The organism is Geodermatophilus sp. URMC 60 (assembly GCF_053502585.1).
Genome location: NZ_CP199958.1, coordinates 4,565,037 through 4,580,154, shown reverse-complemented (window position 1 = coordinate 4,580,154; position 15,118 = coordinate 4,565,037). Strand labels below are relative to the sequence as shown.

The following is a 15,118-nucleotide window of genomic DNA, read 5'->3' as shown; positions in this document are numbered from 1 at the left end:
ATGACCTGTCGGCGCGGGAGGTCCCGGAACGGCGCCGTCCGTGACAGCCTCCTCGTGGCTCTGCACGCTGCACCACGGGGGAACGTTGCTCCACCTCTCTCTGCCCGCCGTCCACCCGACCGGGGTCTGACGCCGTGTACCGCGTCGACGGGCGGCTGGTCCTCAGCCCCAGCGACCTGACCCGGCACCAGGAGTGCTCCCACCTCACCGCGCTCAACCTGCAGGTGGCCGAGCGCCGGCTCGACCCGCCGGCCGAGGGCGTCAGCGACCAGACGGTGCTCGTCGCCGACCTCGGCATCGCGCACGAGCTCCGCTACCTGGAGTCGCTGGAGGAGCAGGGGCTCTCCGTGGCGCGGCTCGCGGACACCCGGGACGAACGCGCAACCGAAGAGGCGATGCGCGCCGGCGTCGACGTCGTCCACCAGGCGACCCTGTTCGACGGCACCTGGGGCGGCCAGGCCGACTTCCTGCTGCGCACGGACCAGCCGTCCGACCTCGGGAACTGGTCCTACGAGGTCGCCGACGCCAAGCTCGCCCGCCGCATCAAGGTGCCGGCGCTGCTGCAGATGGCCACCTACGCCGACCGGCTGGCCACCCTCCAGGGCCGGGCACCCGAGCGCATCTGCGTCGTCACCGGCGACGGCGAGACCCGCCCGTGGCGGCTGGTCGACGTCGCCGCCTACGCCCGCCGCGCCCGCGCCCGGCTGCAGGCCTTCATCGAGAACCCGATCAGCACCGGGCCCGTCCCCGTCGCCCACTGCGACCAGTGCACCTGGAAGCCGAGGTGCGAGACCGAGCTGCGCACCCACGACGACCTCAGCCTCGTCGCCGGCATGCGCCGCGACCACCGCGCCGCCCTCAACGGCGCCGGCATCGCCACGCTCGGGCAGCTCGCCGACGCGCCCGACGACGTCCTCAGGGCCACCGGCATCGGCCGGGGCACCCGCGAGCGGTTGCGCGAGCAGGCCCGCGAGCAGCTCCGCGGCCGCGCGGCCGGCGCCCCCACCCGCACGCTGCTCCCCCCGCAGACCGCGCAGGGACTGCTCCGCCTGCCCGAGCCCAGCCCCGGCGACCTGTACCTCGACTTCGAGGGTGACCCGCTCGCCGGCGACGGGCAGGGGCTGGAGTACCTCGCCGGCCTGGGCGACCGGGGAGGCGCCTTCACCGCGCTCTGGGCGCACGACGCCGCCGAGGAGCGGCGCATGGTCGAGGACCTGGTCGACCGCATCGTCGAGGCCTGGCGCGCCGACCCCGGCATGCACGTCTACCACTACGCCGCCTACGAGGTCAGCGCGCTCAAGCGGCTGACCGGCCGGTACGGCGTCCGCGAGGCCGAGCTCGACCAGCTGCTGCGCGCCGAGCGGTTCGTCGACCTCTATCCCGTCGTCCGCCAGTCGATGCGGATCAGCGGGGAGTCCTACTCGATCAAGAAGGTCGAGGCCTTCTACGGGCGCGCGCACACCGGCGACGTCGCCGACGCGATGAGCAGCGTCGTCGAGTACGAGAAGTGGCTCATCGACCGCGACCCGGCCCGCCTGCAGTCGATCGAGGACTACAACAAGGACGACGTCGACTCCACCCGCGAGCTGCACGACTGGCTGGAGACCGAGCGGGCCGAGCTGGAGGCGCTGCACGGTCCGCAGCCGCGCCCGACGGTGGCCGAGATCGCCGTCCCCGCACCCCGGTCGGACGCCGAGGTCGCGGAGCTGGTGCTGGTCGAGCAGCTGCAGGACCGCGGGCACGACCTGCTCGGCGACCTGGTGCAGTGGCACCGCCGCGAGGCCCGGCCCGGCTGGTGGGAGTTCTTCAGCCGCGGCGAGCTGGACGACGACCAGCTCGTCGAGGACCGGACGGCGCTCGGCGGGCTGTCCGCCGCGGTCGAGATCGGCACCGAGAAGCGCAGCAAGCTCTACGAGTTCACCTTTCCGCCGCAGGACGCCAAGCTCTCCGTCGGCAAGCCCGCCTTCGACGTCGACACCCGTGCGCGGATCGGCGAGGTGCGCGCGCTCGACGCGGTCGCCGGGCGGGTGGTCGTGAAGAGCACCAGGGCGCCGGCGGGTCCGCGTGGGCTGGGTCCGGAGGGGCCCTTGAACGACGAGCAGCTGCGCGCGGCGATCAAGGCCACCGCGGACGCCGTCCTGGCCGGGGGGTCCTGTCTCGGGCAGCGGCTCCTCGACCGCGTCGTCCCCGCGGACACCCGCCGCCTCCCGGGGGAGGAGGCCGGCGACGCCGTCGTCCGGCTCGGCCTGGCGCTCGACGGCGAGGTGCTCGCCGTGCAGGGGCCGCCCGGCAGCGGCAAGACGCGGTCGGCGTCCCGGCTGATCCGCGCGCTGCTCGACGCCGGCAAGAAGGTCGGGGTCACGGCGCAGTCCCACGCGGTCATCGGCAACGTGCTGAGCGCCGTCGACCGGCCGGCGCTGCAGAAGTGCGAGGAGTCCCAGGCGTGCGGGGCACCCGGCGTGGAGTGGTCCCGCGATGCCGGCGACGTGGCCTCGCGACTGCTGGACGGTTCCGCATCACTGGTCGGCGGGACGTCGTGGTTCTGGTGCCGGGGGGACCTGGCCGAGGCGGTCGACGTGCTGGTCATCGACGAGGCGGGGCAGTTCTCGCTGGCCAACGCGGTGGCGGTGGCACGGTCGGCCACGTCGTTGGTGCTGCTGGGCGACCCGCAGCAGCTCGCGCAGCCGACGCAGGCCGTGCACCCGGGGGAGTCGGGGCTCTCGGCGCTCGAGCACCTGCTCGACGGGCACCCGACGGTGCCCGAGGGCCGCGGCGTCTTCCTCGACCGCACCTACCGGATGCACCCGGCGCTGACCGCCTTCGTGTCGGACCTGGCGTACGAGGGGCGGCTGGAGTCGGCGGCCGGCCGCGAGCGGATCGCCGTGGACGGCCGGTCCAGCGGGCTCGCCGTCCGGTTCGTGGAGCACGGGCAGCCGTCGATGGCCGCGTCCCCGGACGAGGCCACCGCCGTCGCCGAGCTGTGGCGCTCGCTGCAGGGCATCGGCTGGGTCGACGCCGCGGGGGAGCGGTCCACGATCGGGCCGGACGACGTGCTGGTGGTCGCGCCGTACAACAACCAGGTCGCGCTGATCCGGCGGGCGCTGCCGGACGGCGCGCGGGTCGGCACCGTGGACAAGTTCCAGGGGCAGGAGGCGCCGGTCGTCGTCTACTCGATGACGTCGACCTCGGCCGACGACGCCCCGCGCGGCGTCTCGTTCCTCTACGACCTGCACCGGCTCAACGTGGCGGTCTCCCGGGCCAAGGCGCTGGCTGTCGTGGTGATGAGCGAGGAGCTGCTGGACGCCGCCGTCCGGACGCCGGAGCAGCTGCGCCAGGTCAACGCGCTGTGCCGGCTCGTCGAGATGGCGACCGTCGTGCGCTGACGGCCTCCCGCGGACGTGGACCCACGGGCGCCGGTGTCAGTCGCGGACCGGCATCGCCGCCGGGATGGCCGACCGTTGGTGTCGGCCGCTGCGATCAACTCGTCGACGGCTCGCCGCAGCGCGTCGGCGATCGAGCTGCCCGGCAGGCGTCGGCCACCGCCCGCTCGACGCTGGTGCAGTACCAGAGCAGCTCGTTCCGGCTCGCGTTGAACGTCCACCAGAACTCCTCCCCGTAGCGGCGGACGTCCGCGGCGATGCACAGACCGTTGTGCGTCTTGTCGGCCGCCGTGACCAGGAGCGCCTGCGGGAGAAGGCCGGGCTGACGCCGGACGTCGCGCCGCGCCAGCTGCACGTGTTCGACGAACCGAGCCGTGACGACCGTGGCTGGGTCCTCTCCGTCGCGCACGTCGCAGCGCTGCCGTGGCGGGCGGTCCAGCCGGTGCTGGAGGCGCGGCCGGAGGAGGTGTGCGTGCGCCCGGTCGACGAGGTCCGCGGGTTGCTGTTCGACCACGACGAGATCGTGCGGCGGGCCGCGGCGGACGTGCGGACGGCCTACGCCGAACGCCCCGACCCGGACGGGCTCCTGGACCAGCCGTTCACGATGCGATCGCTGTTCCGGCTGCACGAGGCCGTGGCGGGCGGCCTCGACTACTCCGCCGACACCTTTCGCCGCGCGATGCTGCCCATGCTCGACGAGACCCGGCGGAGGTCGGAGGGGACGGTCGGCAAGCCGGCGCAGCTCTACGTCCGCCGGTGATCCGTGGCAGGGCCCGGTCCCGACGCCGGAGCGGCTGGGACGGGTGGACGCGCCGGCCGGACCGCGAGCACGCGCTGGACGTCCCGCACTCGACGTCGCCGCCTCCGCAGCCGGACCCGAGGCGCGACGCTCGACGCCTGCGCACAGTGAGGGCGGGGGCCGAGGCTGCCGGGGCACCACATCTCCCCCGCGAACCTCTACCGCTGCTCACAGGGGGAAGCAGCGGCGGAGGGGGAAGCAGCGGCGGACGTTCGCGGAAGGTGGACCAGGCGGCTCGGGCTCAGCGCTCGTCGTCGTCCGGGTGCGACTGCCCGGCCGGACGAGGGTGCAGCGACGGTCGCCGGCAGCTCACAGCCACGCCTCGATCGCGTCCAGCTGGTCGTGGGTCAACCCGACGAACAGGTCCGGCGCGACCACGAGCACGTGCGGGTTCGCCGCCAGCCAGTCCCCGGTGTCGGCCGCCTGCATCGCCAGGTCGTCGTCGACCCACACGATCCGCCGGTCCGGATGCGCCTCCGCGACCGCCTGCGCGGCGGTCAGCTTCCACCAGGCCGACCGGCCGCCGAACACACCGGCGAACCCGGTCGGCGCGGTGTCGGCGCGGGCGTGGGTCACCAGTCCGCGGGGCAGCCCCATCGGCTCGGCCAGCAGCCGGTCGGCGTCCGTCGTCCAGGTGGTCAGCCACTGGATCTCCACCCGGCCGGACCCGTGCAGCGCCCGCAGCCGGGCCGTGATCGTCGGGTCCCAGGTCAGCACGTAGCCGTTGAAGGTGCCCCGCTCCCACCCCGCGGGCAGGTCGGCGCGCGCCGCGTTGAGCACGCCGTCGACGTCCAGCAGCAGGATGGGGACGTCCCGGGTCGAGGCCATGCGCCCATCCTGCTGCGGCAGCGCGGCCGAGTGACGCGCGTCCGTCGCCGACCGACCGAGCGCCGTCGGGACCGGTCGGGGTCGTCGTCCTCTGGTGTCGCCGCTGCGCCCCCCGGGAGCCTCGATGTGCCACACGACGTCCGAGGGGGCGGGATGGAGTACGTCGTCACCTGGCGGGAGCGGCCGACGGAGTCGGTCGCGGAGTACGAGGCAGCACAGGAGCGGGTCCGCGAGGCCTTCTCGGTGGGGCGGCTGCCGAGGAGCCTCACCTTCCACCGGTTCGTCGCACGGGTCGGGCTCGGCGGGTACGCCGTCGTCGAGACCGACGAGCCGGCCGACCTGCGGTATCTCGCCACCGCGTACGAGCCCGTCACCTTCACGGTCGAGCCTGTGGTGGCCGGACTGGACGCCGTCGCCGCCCAGGCCCGCGGAGTCGGGTAGCGGGTTCGGCACGGCACGGCTGACTGGGACCTTCGTGTCGGTCCCGTCCGGCGTCTCGCCCGCGACCCTCAGGACGGCGGCTGTCCGCCGATCACACCGGCGACCAGCGCGGCGGCTGCGTGACCGGTCCGGACGGCGCCCAGCACGGATGCCCCGGTGCGCCAGCCGGTCAGCACTCCAGCGACGAAGGCGTCCCCGCAGCCGGTCGTGTCGCGCAGCCGTTCCCCCGGCAGCGGTTCGACCGGCACCTCCACTGTGCCGGCCGGCGTTTCCACCCGGGTCGGCCGCGCCCCGGCGTGCACCAGCACCAGTTCCGGCGCCCACGCCGGCAGGTCGCCGTCCAGTCCCAGCACCGCGGCCTCGGCGGCGTTGCAGGAGAGCAGGTCCGGCCGCAGCCCGGCGAGCAGGTCGACGTACGTGCCGACCCCGTGGCGCTCGATCCGGGCCGCGGCGGCGACGTCCACGCTGACCGGCACCCCGGCGTCGTGCGCCGTCGACGCGACGGCGAGCACCGCCTCGGGGAAGCGCAGCAGGTCGTAACCGTCCAGGTGGACGACGGCGGCGCCGGTGACCCACGGGACGCGGACGTCGGCCGGCTCCAGACCGCCCTCACCGCGGTCGGTGAGCAGCGTGCGTTCGCCGTCCGGGTGCACCAGCACCGTCGACAACGGCGCCCGGCCGCGGCGCACCACCGCGACCTCGACGCCGCGCCCGGCGAGGCCGGCCAGCAACCCGTCGGCGAGCGGGTCCGCCCCGGCCCAGCCCGCGAACCGGGCCGGCGCACCGAGGCAGGCCACGCCGGCCGTCACGTTGGCCGGGGCGCCGCCCGCCGTCGTCGTCCGCACCACCCGCTGCTGCCCCCCGACCACCAGCGGCGCGGACAGCTCCAGCAGCTGGTCGGCCACCAGCTTCCCCACCGCCACCACCGGGCCGGGTCGTGCCGGGCGCGGCCAGCGGGGCGCAGCCGCGGTCACGGCAGGCCAGGACCTCGGACCCCGGCACGGGCGAGCAGGCGACGGGCGCGCGTCGCCGTCGGGATGTCCACCATCCGGCCGTCCACCGACACCGCCGCCGTCCCCGCCCGCTCTCCGGCTGCGAGCGCGTCGAGCACCCGTCGCGCGTGCGCCACCTGCTCCGCCGACGGGGAGAACGCCTCGGCCAGCACCGGCACCTGAGCCGGGTGGATGCACAGGGCGCCGACGTAGCCGAAGGCCCGCGCGGCCCGGCCGTCCGCGGCCAGCGCGGGCAGGTCCCGGTAGTTCGCCAGGCTGCCCAGCAGCCCGTAGGGCGCCAGCCCGTGCGCCCGCGCCGCGCACACGACCAGGCCGTGCGCCCACCGGACGTCGAACCCCTCCGCCGCAGGGTCGACCTCGAGCTCGGCAGCGAGGTCCTCGACGCCCAGCACCAGCGCCGTCGTCCGGGCCCCGGCGCCCGCGATCTCGGCGACGCGCAGCAGTCCGCGCGGTGTCTCCACCAGCAGCTGCACCTCGACCGCTCGGCCCGGGACGTCGAGGACCCGCTCGGCTCGGCTGACCAGCTCCTCGACCACCTGCACGTGCTCGGGGGTCTCGACCTTCGGCACCAGCACGCCGTCGGCACCGGCCAGCACCGCCGCCTCGACGTCGTCCCGCAGGTCGTCGTCCGGGTTGACCCGGACCAGGACCGAGTCCACGCCCCGCAGCGCGGCCAAGGCGGACGGCAGCGCGGCACGGGCTCCGGGGCGCTCGGCCGGCGGCACGCTGTCCTCGAGGTCGACGATGACGGCGTCCGCCCCGGACGCGGCCGCCTTCGGCAGGAACTCCGGCCGGACGGCCGGCACGAACAGCTGGGTGCGGCGGTGCAGTGCCGCCTCACGGTCGACGCGCGGCGTCACACCGCGTCCTTCTGGTGGCCCGGCGGCACGGTGGGCGGTCCGGTCGTCACGCCCGCCTCCCGCAGCGCGGCGAGCTCCTCGGGGGAGAGCCCGAGGTCCGCGGCGAGGACGGCGTCGGTGTCCGCCCCGACGTGCGCCGGACCGGGCCGGCCGATCACGGTGCCGCCGTCCTGGAACGCCGGGTACACGTTGGTCATCGCCAGCGGCCCGAGGTCGGGGTCCTCGACCTCGACGATCGACCCCCGGTGCCGGACCTGCGGGTTGTCGAGCATCGTCGCGACGCTCTCCAGCGGGCCGACCGCACAGCCGCCGGCGGTCAGCTCGGCGATGGCCTCGTCCCGGTCCCGGGTGCGGCACCACGCGGCGATCAGGTCGTCGAGCTCCTGCACGTGCTGCACGCGGTCGGCATTGGTCCGGAACCGCGGGTCCTCGACGAGGGACTCGCCGCCGATGGTCCGCAGCACGTGCTGGGCCATCGGCTGGGTGCTGCCGCTGAGCGCAATCCACAGCCCGTCGCGGCACTGGTAGCTGCCGCGCGGCGCGGCCGGCCCGTACCGGTTGCCGGTGCGGCCGTGCTCGTGCCCGGTCTGCTGGTACTCCAGGACGTTGATCTCCACCAGTTTGAGCGCGGCCTCGTAGATGGCCAGGTCGATGGTGTCGCCCGTCCCGGTGGCCTGCCGGCGCAGCAGCGCGGCGAGGACGGCGGTCGCACCGAGGTTGCCGGCCATGATGTCGGCCAGCGGATAGGCCGGCAGCAGCGGCGGCCGGTCCTCGAAGCCCGACACCGAGGCCAGGCCGGCCAGCGCCTCGGCGAGGGTGCCGAAGCCGGGCCGGTCGCGGTAGGGGCCGTCCTGGCCGTACGCCGTCACCCGCAGCACCACCAGCCGCGGGTTGGCCGCACGCAGGTCGGCGGGGTCGAGGCCCCAGCGCTCCAAAGTGCCCGGGCGGAAGTTCTCGACGAGGACGTCGAAGTGCTCGACCCACCGCAGCACCAGGTCGCGGCCCTCGGGACGGCGCAGGTCCAGCGCCACCGAGCGCTTGCCCCGCGAGAGCGCCTTCCAGTACAGGCCCTGGCCGTCCTTCTGCCGGCCGAAGCGGCGGACGAAGTCGCCGGTGCCGGGCATCTCGACCTTGACGACGTCCGCGCCGTAGTCGGCCAGGATCGCCGCCGCGGTCGGCGCCGCGATCATCGTGGAGAGGTCGAGGACGCGCACCCCGGCGAGCAGCGGCGTCCGGGCGGCGGGCGGAGTGGTGGTGCTGTGCGTCATGCGGTGTCAGCCATTCCCATCTGGGGTTCCGAGGTCGTCCGGGTGCCGGGCTCCACCGCCGGCCCGGCAGGTCAGGCGGGGACGACGAAGCCGAGGACGATGATGATCGGCAGCGCCACGACCGAGGCCAGCGCGGTCACGAGGGTCAGCGCCTTCAGCGCACCCGAGGTGGAGATCCCCAGCAGGCTCTGGAACATCCAGAAGAAGTTGCTGTTCACCTGCAGCGCGAACAGCGCGCCGGCGCCGATGGCCAGACCCACCACGACGGGCGCGACGTCCAGCGTGCCGAGCACGGGCGCGAGGATGCCGGCGGCCGCGATCGCCGCGACCGAGATCGACCCGATCGCGAAGTGCAGCAGCGCGGCGATCAGCCAGGCCAGCAGCAGCGTCAGGATCACCGAGGCGCCGGACTGGGCCGAGAACAGGGCGCCCAGGCGCTGGTCGAGGTCGGTCTCGCCGATGACCGCGCCGAGCGAGCCGCCGATGCCGGTGATGAGCAGGATCTGCCCGGTGGTGCTCAGGCCGGTGGCCACGGCGTCGTCCGTGCGCTCGCGCCCGAGCGTGCGCCGGGTGAGCACGTAGGCGCCGACCATGCCGAGGAACAGGGCGAAGACCGGGTTGCTGAGGAAGTCGATGACCGGGTTCTCCACGCCGGCGGCCGTGGCGAAGGCGCCGGTGGCGATGAGCACCAGCGGCACGAGGACCGGCAGCAGCGAGATCCCCAGTGCCGGCATGGCGACGTCGTTCGCGCCGTCCCGCTCGCTCGCCGCCCGTTCCTCGTCCCGCAGGGCCTGGGTCTCGTGCTCGTCGGACTCCGGCTTCCAGAGACCGCGCTTGAGGATGAGGCCGAACAGGTACGTGGTCACCACCGCGGTGACCGGGCCCACGACCAGGCCGTAGACCAGCATGGTGCCGAGCGGGATGCCGAGCAGGCCGGCGATCGAGAGCGTCCCGAGGCCGGGGATGACGAAGACGTAGCCGACGAGGATGCCGGACGTGAGCGAACCGGCCATCAGCGGCAGTCCGCGCGGTCCGATGTGCGGGGCGGCCGAGCGGGCCAGCGGCGAGGCCAGCACCAGCTGGACGTCGACGTAGATGGAGGGGAAGAGCGTGGTGAGTGCGGCGCTCATCGCGTAGGGGAGCCGGCGGGCCCCGAGCAGCCGCAGCAGCAGGGCCACGAACCTCTGCAACGCGCCCAGCGCGAAGAGCATCGCGCCGAGCAGCACGCCGAAGCCGATGAGCAGGCCGACCTCGGCCATGATCTCGCCGAAGCCGGTGACGATCGTCTCCAGCGTCCCGACGAGGCCCACGCCACCCGCGATCCCCAGGTACAGCGAGCCCACGACCAGGGCGATGATGGGCTCGACCTTGAGCACGATGATCAGGAGCAGGACGGCGAGGATGGCGATGCTCGCGTGCAGGATGATCACGTCGGTCCCCATTCCGCGGCCGCACCTCTGTGTGGCGGCCGCCACTCTGGCGCGACGATGTGACCACGGAGGGCGAAAGTCCTGGTAGAGGGCCGGCCCGGATCGCGCTCCCAGCGGCGGTCGTGGTCCGGGCTCCGTCACGCTCAGCGGCGGCTCTCCTCCAGTCGGGTCAAGGCGGCGGTGAAGCTGTCGTTCCACAGACCCAGGTGCGGCCAGCGCCCGGCGACGTACGCCGTCGCCTCCTGCGCCGTCATCCCCTCCTCGCGCACCAGCCAGGCGCGCAGCACCAGCCCGGTCCGCGAGGCGCCGCCGTGGCAGTGCACGAGCAGCCGGTGCCCTTCGGCGCGCAGGGCCGTCATGTCGTCGAGGACGTCGGCCAGCATGACGTCGAGGTCGGCGTTGTGGTCGCTGTCGGCGATGTAGGCCATGCGGTGCAGCACGTGGGGGAACGGCTCGCCCAGCCGGCACAGCGAGATGACCGCGAAGTCCTCCTCGCTGTAGCGGGCGCCGTCGAGGTTGCCCGCCCAGATGCCCGGCAGCACCTCCTGCGGACCGATCCGCGGGATCACACCGGGGTCGTAGCTCTGCTGCGCGCCGCCGTCGAGCGCGGCCGCCAGCTGCTGCAGGTCGGCCAGCCGCCACACCCGGTCGCCGTGCCCGGGGATGCGCCCGTGGACGACCGACGACCAGCGCATCGGGATGCCGCCCATCCCGTACACGGCCCCGGCCAGCCCGCCGGCGACCGCGGCCACCGTGTCGGTGTCCCCGCCCAGGTCGACGACCAGGCGCAGCACCTCGGCGAACGACGTCCCGTGCCGCAGCGCCCACACCGCCTGGCCGAGCGTCGGCCACACCGCCCCGTTCGGCGTGCCGGGCTCCGGCGTCCAGTCCGGCGCGAGCACCTCCGCGTACCGCGCGCGGTGCTCGTCGGCCACCGCCTCGAGCGCCGTGGGGACGGCGGCCAGCGGGTCCTCCCCGTCGAGGGCCACCCGCACCAGCTCGTGGAAGACCGCGCAGCCCTCGCCCGCGGCCGGGTCGCCGTGGGTCAGCGCCGAGATGCGCCGGGCGGCGTCCGTGGTGGCCTCGCGGCCCTCGCGCGCGAACCGGACGGCGGCCGGCGTCGCCCGCATCAGCGAGCCGTTGCCGGCCGACCGCCCGGTGCGGCGGAAGTGCTCTGCCGCGGCGCTGTCCCACGGCAGACCGGAGCCGAGGACGGCGCGGGTCTGCACGCCGATGTCCGGCGGATCGGCCTCGGCCCAGCGCAGGAAGCGGTCGAACAGGTCGGCCTCGTCCAGGCCGCGGCGCTCGACCAGCGATGTCGCGACGAGCAGCGCCATCTGGGTGTCGTCGGTGAACTCGCCGGGCTCCCGGCCGAGCGCTCCGCCGCCGCACATCTCGGTGTGCGCGCCGCGGGCCGGGGTGGGGAAGCGGGCGGAGAACTGCCCGGGCGGGCCGAACTCGAACGGCGCGCCGAGCGCGTCGCCGACGGCCGAGCCGACCAGCGCGCCGGCGGCGCGGTGCGAGCGGTGCATGCGCGGGGTCACCCGAGCATCCTGCGGCGCCGGACGTCCCGCGGTCAGGCGCTGACCTCCTCGTGCGTGTTCACGCCGGGGATGCGCCGCACCGAGCCCCAGCCGAAGCGGGCCCACACGACCAGCAAGCCGGCGCCGACGAGCGACCCGAGGGTGTCGCGGAACAGGTCACCGTTGGTGTCGTCGTTGTCCTCCGAGAGCTGGGTTCCGAACCACGCGTCGGAACGCCACTCGAACAGCTCCCACAACGCCCCGATGGCGATGCCGAGCGCCGCGGTGACCACGCCGATGCCCACGTAGTGCTGCAGGTGCGTCTCGTCGCGCGGGTCCGGGACGACGTCCAGCCGGGCCAGCGCGATGTAGACGACCGGGGCCGTGAGCATCGGCAGGGTGAAGTGCACCAGGTCGTCGAAGCGGACGAACTGGTCGTACAGGCCCAGCGTCTCGCCGAACCCCTGCAGCGCCATGCCCAGGGTCAGCGCCAGGTCGTAGAGCCGCGGCAGGTTCACCAGCCGTGCGACGAGCGTGACGGCCCCCAGGACGGTGAGCAGGGCCGCCGATCCCCATCGGCCGTCGGCCGCGTACACCGCGGCTCCGATGAAGATCGCCAGCCGAAGGACGTCGATGCCGTCCCGCACGATCGGCGTCCAGTCACCCAGCAGCAGCGTGCGTCCGTCCACGTCGGCGCCGTACCCGCCGGTGCCCCGATCCTGCACACGTGCCGGGCGGCGCGCAGGAGGAGCTGACCGTGCGTCACCGGGATCGGCCATCACCCGCGCGACCGGGGGACGACGGCGTCTGCGGCGAGCGCACCGGGACCCCGCGGTGCTGCACTGTCCCCAGCCGGCCCGGACGGCCGGAGGCGCCGCAGGACAGGAGTACGCCGTGACCGATCGCGAGCTCGGGCCGACCGCCCCGCACAGCGGCCGGACGACCCTCTGCACCAGCCGTGCCGCCGGCCACGCCGTCCAGCCCACCCGCGTGCTGCTCTGCGACAGCAGCCCCGAGGACACCTGGACCGCCGTCGTCGTCATGGGCGCGGTCGGGGACGTGCTGACCCTCGCCTGCGGGGCGGAGCTCCGGCGGTTCCGCAACCACGAGTCCGGTCGACTGCTCGACCTCGTCGAGACCTCGGGCCCCGACGCCCTGCTCAACGAGCGGTACGGCCTGCTCTTCCTGCGCACCTGGCCGCAGGACGCCGCGTCGGTGTTCTCGCTCCAGCCGGCCGACCAGCCGCCGCACCCCTGCGGCTGACCGCCCGGTCGGGACCGCCGATCCCGCACGCCCACAGCGTCGTGGCCGTGCGGGATCGGTGATCTCGCCGCTCAGCGCAGGTCAGGCGACCCGGCGGGCGCCCGCGTAGCTCGGCATGGAGTCGAGGTTCATGACCTGGACCGGCTTGCTGGCGTTCAGCGCGTGCACGATCTTGCCGTTGCCGATGTACATCGCCACGTGCGAGACCGGGCTGTAGAAGAACACCAGGTCACCCGGCTGGAGGTTGGCCTTCGACACCGGGGTGCCGAACGTCGACTGCGCCCTGGACGTGCGCGGCAGGGAGACGCCGGCCGCCTTGTAGGAGAAGGTGGTCAGCCCCGAGCAGTCGAAGGAGTTCGGACCGGTGGCGCCGTACACGTACCGGTCACCCACCTGGGCCAGCGCGGTGTTGACGGCGGTCTGGGCGGCGCTGCTGACCGCGGCGGCCGAGACCGGAGCGGCGACGGCGGTGTGAGCCGAGGCCGGGAGGGGGGAGAGAGCGATCCCGGCGCCGGCGATGGCGGCGACGGCGACGCCGCGGAACGAGCGGCGAGCGAAGGTCGTGCGGGCAGTCGTCATCGACGACGGTTCTCCTGTTCTCCACGACCGCCTACCGGGTTAGCTGACGGGTTCGGACGGGGGAGTCGCCCGGCGCGACGAGTCGCGCTTCACCCCAGTGCTGCGGTGGGTCCCCGGCCTGCGCACCGGTCATCGACCGGTGCACGGTTCGGCGGCGTCCGGCGGGTGTCACAAGGTCAGCGACGCGGGCCCTCCGGACGGCGACCGAGGCTAGGTGGGCCCTAGGGCCCTGCTCAAAGCGAGGACGGGGGTCCGGGACGGTGGCCGGCACGGAGCGCGACTCGCCGGGCTGAGCACCACGAACGCCACTGGCGGCGCCTGGAAGTGCAGGGGAAACGCGCTGCTCAGAGCGTTATCGAAAAGTTTCCTTGATCGCGGAGCGCCTGTGCGCACCGTGTGGGGTCCCATGCAGAGAGCTCTGACAGGGTCGTGGTTGGACCGGCCGTTCCACGGGCACGACGAGAGGCAACCGACCCAAGGAGGAACACCATGGCCGGCATGTTGAGGAAGGTCCTGGCCTCGGGGCTCGCGGCGAAGGTCATCCAGGAGGCCCGCAAGCCGCAGAACCAGGCGAAGATCAAGGAGTTCATCGCCAAGATGGGCGAGCAGAACAAGAAGCAGGGCGGCGGCCGGGGCTACGGCCGCGGCCCCGTGCGCTGAGCACCCGCCCCTGATCGCACGGCGACCCCCGCTCGCACCGGGCGGGGGTCGCCGTCATGCTCGGGGACCGTGCTGCGCATCGCCGTCCTCGACGACTTCCAGTCCGTCGCCGCCGAGTTCGCCGACTGGTCGCGCCTCCCCGAGGATGCCGACGTCGTCAGCTTCGCCGACCACCTCGACGACGAGGAGGCTGTCGCCGAGCGGCTGGCCGGGTTCGACGTCGTCGTCGCCATGCGTGAGCGCACCCCGTTCCCGCGCACCCTGCTCGAGCGGCTCCCGCGGCTCCGGCTGCTGGTCACCACCGGCGCGCGCAACACCGCCATCGACGTCGCTGCGGCCGCCGAGCGCGGCATCCCCGTCTGCGGCACCGGCGCCCACCCGACCGGCACCGTCGAGCTGACCTGGGCGCTGGTCCTGGCCGTGGCCCGCCACGTCCCCGAGGAGGACGCCGGGGTGCGGGCCGGCGGCTGGCAGCGCACCGTCGGCACCGACCTCGCCGGCGCCCGCCTCGGCGTTCTCGGCCTCGGCCGGCTGGGCACCCGCGTCGCCCGCATCGGCCAGGCCTTCGGCATGGACGTCGTCGCGTGGAGCCAGAACCTCACCGAGGAGCGCGCCGCGGAGGCCGGCGTGCGCCGCGTCGACCGCGACGAGCTGTTCGCCACCGCCGACGTCCTCACGGTCCACCTGGTCCTCTCCGACCGCACCCGCGGGCTGGTGGGCCGCGACGAGCTCGCCCGCGTGAAGCCCGGCGCGATCCTCGTCAACACCTCGCGCGGCCCGATCGTCGACGAGGCCGCCCTGATCGAGGCCCTGTCCGAGGGCCGCCTCGCCGGCGCCGGTCTCGACGTCCACGACCGCGAGCCGCTGCCCGCCGACTCGCCCCTGCGCCGCGCCCCGCGCACCGTGCTCACCCCGCACCTGGGCTACGTCACCCGCGACACCTACCGCGTCTTCTACGGCGACGCGGTCGAGGACGTCGCTGCCTGGCTCCGCGGCGAGCCGGTGCGGGTCATCGCTCCCGCGTGACCCGTGCCGGGCCCGGGTACCCCTCCGGGCCCGGGACGAGGAGGTCTG

15 protein-coding genes and 1 riboswitch are annotated in these 15,118 nt (G+C 74.5%); of the genes, 6 read left to right on the top strand and 9 right to left on the bottom strand.

Annotated features, from left to right (window positions below):
* The first annotated feature begins 134 nt into the window (after positions 1–134).
* The gene (locus tag ACWIX3_RS21605; protein WP_448609403.1) at positions 135–3,383 is read left to right on the top strand and encodes a TM0106 family RecB-like putative nuclease; all 3,249 of its coding nucleotides are present in this window, start codon (positions 135–137) and stop codon (positions 3,381–3,383) included.
* Between the two features lie 94 nt (positions 3,384–3,477).
* Here the strand turns inward: ACWIX3_RS21605 and ACWIX3_RS21600 are convergent, their stop codons facing one another.
* Positions 3,478–3,735: a hypothetical protein gene (locus tag ACWIX3_RS21600; protein WP_448609402.1), complete on the bottom strand. Its 258-nt coding sequence runs from the start codon at positions 3,733–3,735 to the stop codon at positions 3,478–3,480.
* On the opposite strand from ACWIX3_RS21600, the gene ACWIX3_RS21595 reads away from it, so the two are divergent.
* A complete protein-coding gene (locus tag ACWIX3_RS21595) occupies positions 3,736–4,140 on the top strand; it encodes an NrtR DNA-binding winged helix domain-containing protein (protein ID WP_448609401.1) in 405 nt (134 codons plus the stop codon).
* A gap of 348 nt (positions 4,141–4,488) precedes the next feature.
* On the opposite strand, the gene ACWIX3_RS21590 is transcribed toward ACWIX3_RS21595, so the two are convergent.
* A complete protein-coding gene (locus tag ACWIX3_RS21590) occupies positions 4,489–5,007 on the bottom strand; it encodes an HAD domain-containing protein (RefSeq protein WP_448609400.1) in 519 nt (172 codons plus the stop codon).
* 153 nt (positions 5,008–5,160) lie between these two features.
* On the opposite strand from ACWIX3_RS21590, the gene ACWIX3_RS21585 reads away from it, so the two are divergent.
* Positions 5,161–5,448, top strand: a complete 288-nt coding sequence (locus ACWIX3_RS21585) for a DUF3303 domain-containing protein (RefSeq protein ID WP_448609399.1) — start codon at positions 5,161–5,163, stop codon at positions 5,446–5,448.
* Between the two features lie 68 nt (positions 5,449–5,516).
* On the opposite strand, the gene ACWIX3_RS21580 is transcribed toward ACWIX3_RS21585, so the two are convergent.
* The 6 genes from ACWIX3_RS21580 to ACWIX3_RS21555 all read right to left on the bottom strand — a co-directional run bounded on the left by ACWIX3_RS21580 (position 5,517) and on the right by ACWIX3_RS21555 (position 12,231).
* Positions 5,517–6,365, bottom strand: coding sequence for a carbohydrate kinase family protein (locus ACWIX3_RS21580; RefSeq protein ID WP_448609398.1), 849 nt, complete (start codon positions 6,363–6,365; stop codon positions 5,517–5,519).
* Between the two features lie 53 nt (positions 6,366–6,418).
* A complete protein-coding gene (locus ACWIX3_RS21575; RefSeq protein WP_448609397.1) occupies positions 6,419–7,321 on the bottom strand; it encodes an HpcH/HpaI aldolase/citrate lyase family protein in 903 nt (300 codons plus the stop codon).
* On the bottom strand, positions 7,318–8,589 hold the full coding sequence (locus tag ACWIX3_RS21570; protein WP_448609396.1) for a CaiB/BaiF CoA transferase family protein: 1,272 nt from the start codon (positions 8,587–8,589) through the stop codon (positions 7,318–7,320). The genes ACWIX3_RS21575 and ACWIX3_RS21570 overlap by 4 nt, the downstream gene beginning before the upstream one ends.
* A 71-nt stretch (positions 8,590–8,660) precedes the next feature.
* Positions 8,661–10,031 carry a GntP family permease gene (locus ACWIX3_RS21565; protein ID WP_448609395.1) on the bottom strand — a complete coding sequence of 457 codons (1,371 nt, stop codon included), beginning with the start codon at positions 10,029–10,031 and terminating at the stop codon, positions 8,661–8,663.
* A gap of 131 nt (positions 10,032–10,162) precedes the next feature.
* Positions 10,163–11,563, bottom strand: a complete 1,401-nt coding sequence (locus tag ACWIX3_RS21560; RefSeq protein ID WP_448609394.1) for an ADP-ribosylglycohydrolase family protein — start codon at positions 11,561–11,563, stop codon at positions 10,163–10,165.
* Between the two features lie 32 nt (positions 11,564–11,595).
* Complete coding sequence (locus tag ACWIX3_RS21555; protein ID WP_448609393.1) at positions 11,596–12,231, bottom strand: hypothetical protein; 636 nt, start codon at positions 12,229–12,231, stop codon at positions 11,596–11,598.
* A 205-nt stretch (positions 12,232–12,436) separates the two neighbouring features.
* Here ACWIX3_RS21555 and ACWIX3_RS21550 point away from each other — a divergent pair, with 205 nt between their 5' ends.
* Positions 12,437–12,805: a hypothetical protein gene (locus ACWIX3_RS21550; protein ID WP_448609392.1), complete on the top strand. Its 369-nt coding sequence runs from the start codon at positions 12,437–12,439 to the stop codon at positions 12,803–12,805.
* Between the two features lie 81 nt (positions 12,806–12,886).
* Here the strand turns inward: ACWIX3_RS21550 and ACWIX3_RS21545 are convergent, their stop codons facing one another.
* Entirely contained in the window at positions 12,887–13,384 is a 498-nt protein-coding gene (locus ACWIX3_RS21545) for a C40 family peptidase (RefSeq protein WP_448609391.1), read from the bottom strand.
* 12 nt (positions 13,385–13,396) lie between these two features.
* Positions 13,397–13,548, bottom strand: a riboswitch (cyclic di-AMP (ydaO/yuaA leader).
* Between the two features lie 325 nt (positions 13,549–13,873).
* Here ACWIX3_RS21545 and ACWIX3_RS21540 point away from each other — a divergent pair.
* Both ACWIX3_RS21540 and ACWIX3_RS21535 read left to right on the top strand, forming a co-directional pair.
* Positions 13,874–14,044, top strand: coding sequence for a hypothetical protein (locus ACWIX3_RS21540; RefSeq protein WP_012949693.1), 171 nt, complete (start codon positions 13,874–13,876; stop codon positions 14,042–14,044).
* Between the two features lie 69 nt (positions 14,045–14,113).
* A complete protein-coding gene (locus tag ACWIX3_RS21535) occupies positions 14,114–15,070 on the top strand; it encodes a D-2-hydroxyacid dehydrogenase family protein (RefSeq protein WP_448609390.1) in 957 nt (318 codons plus the stop codon).
* Positions 15,071–15,118: the final 48 nt, after the last annotated feature.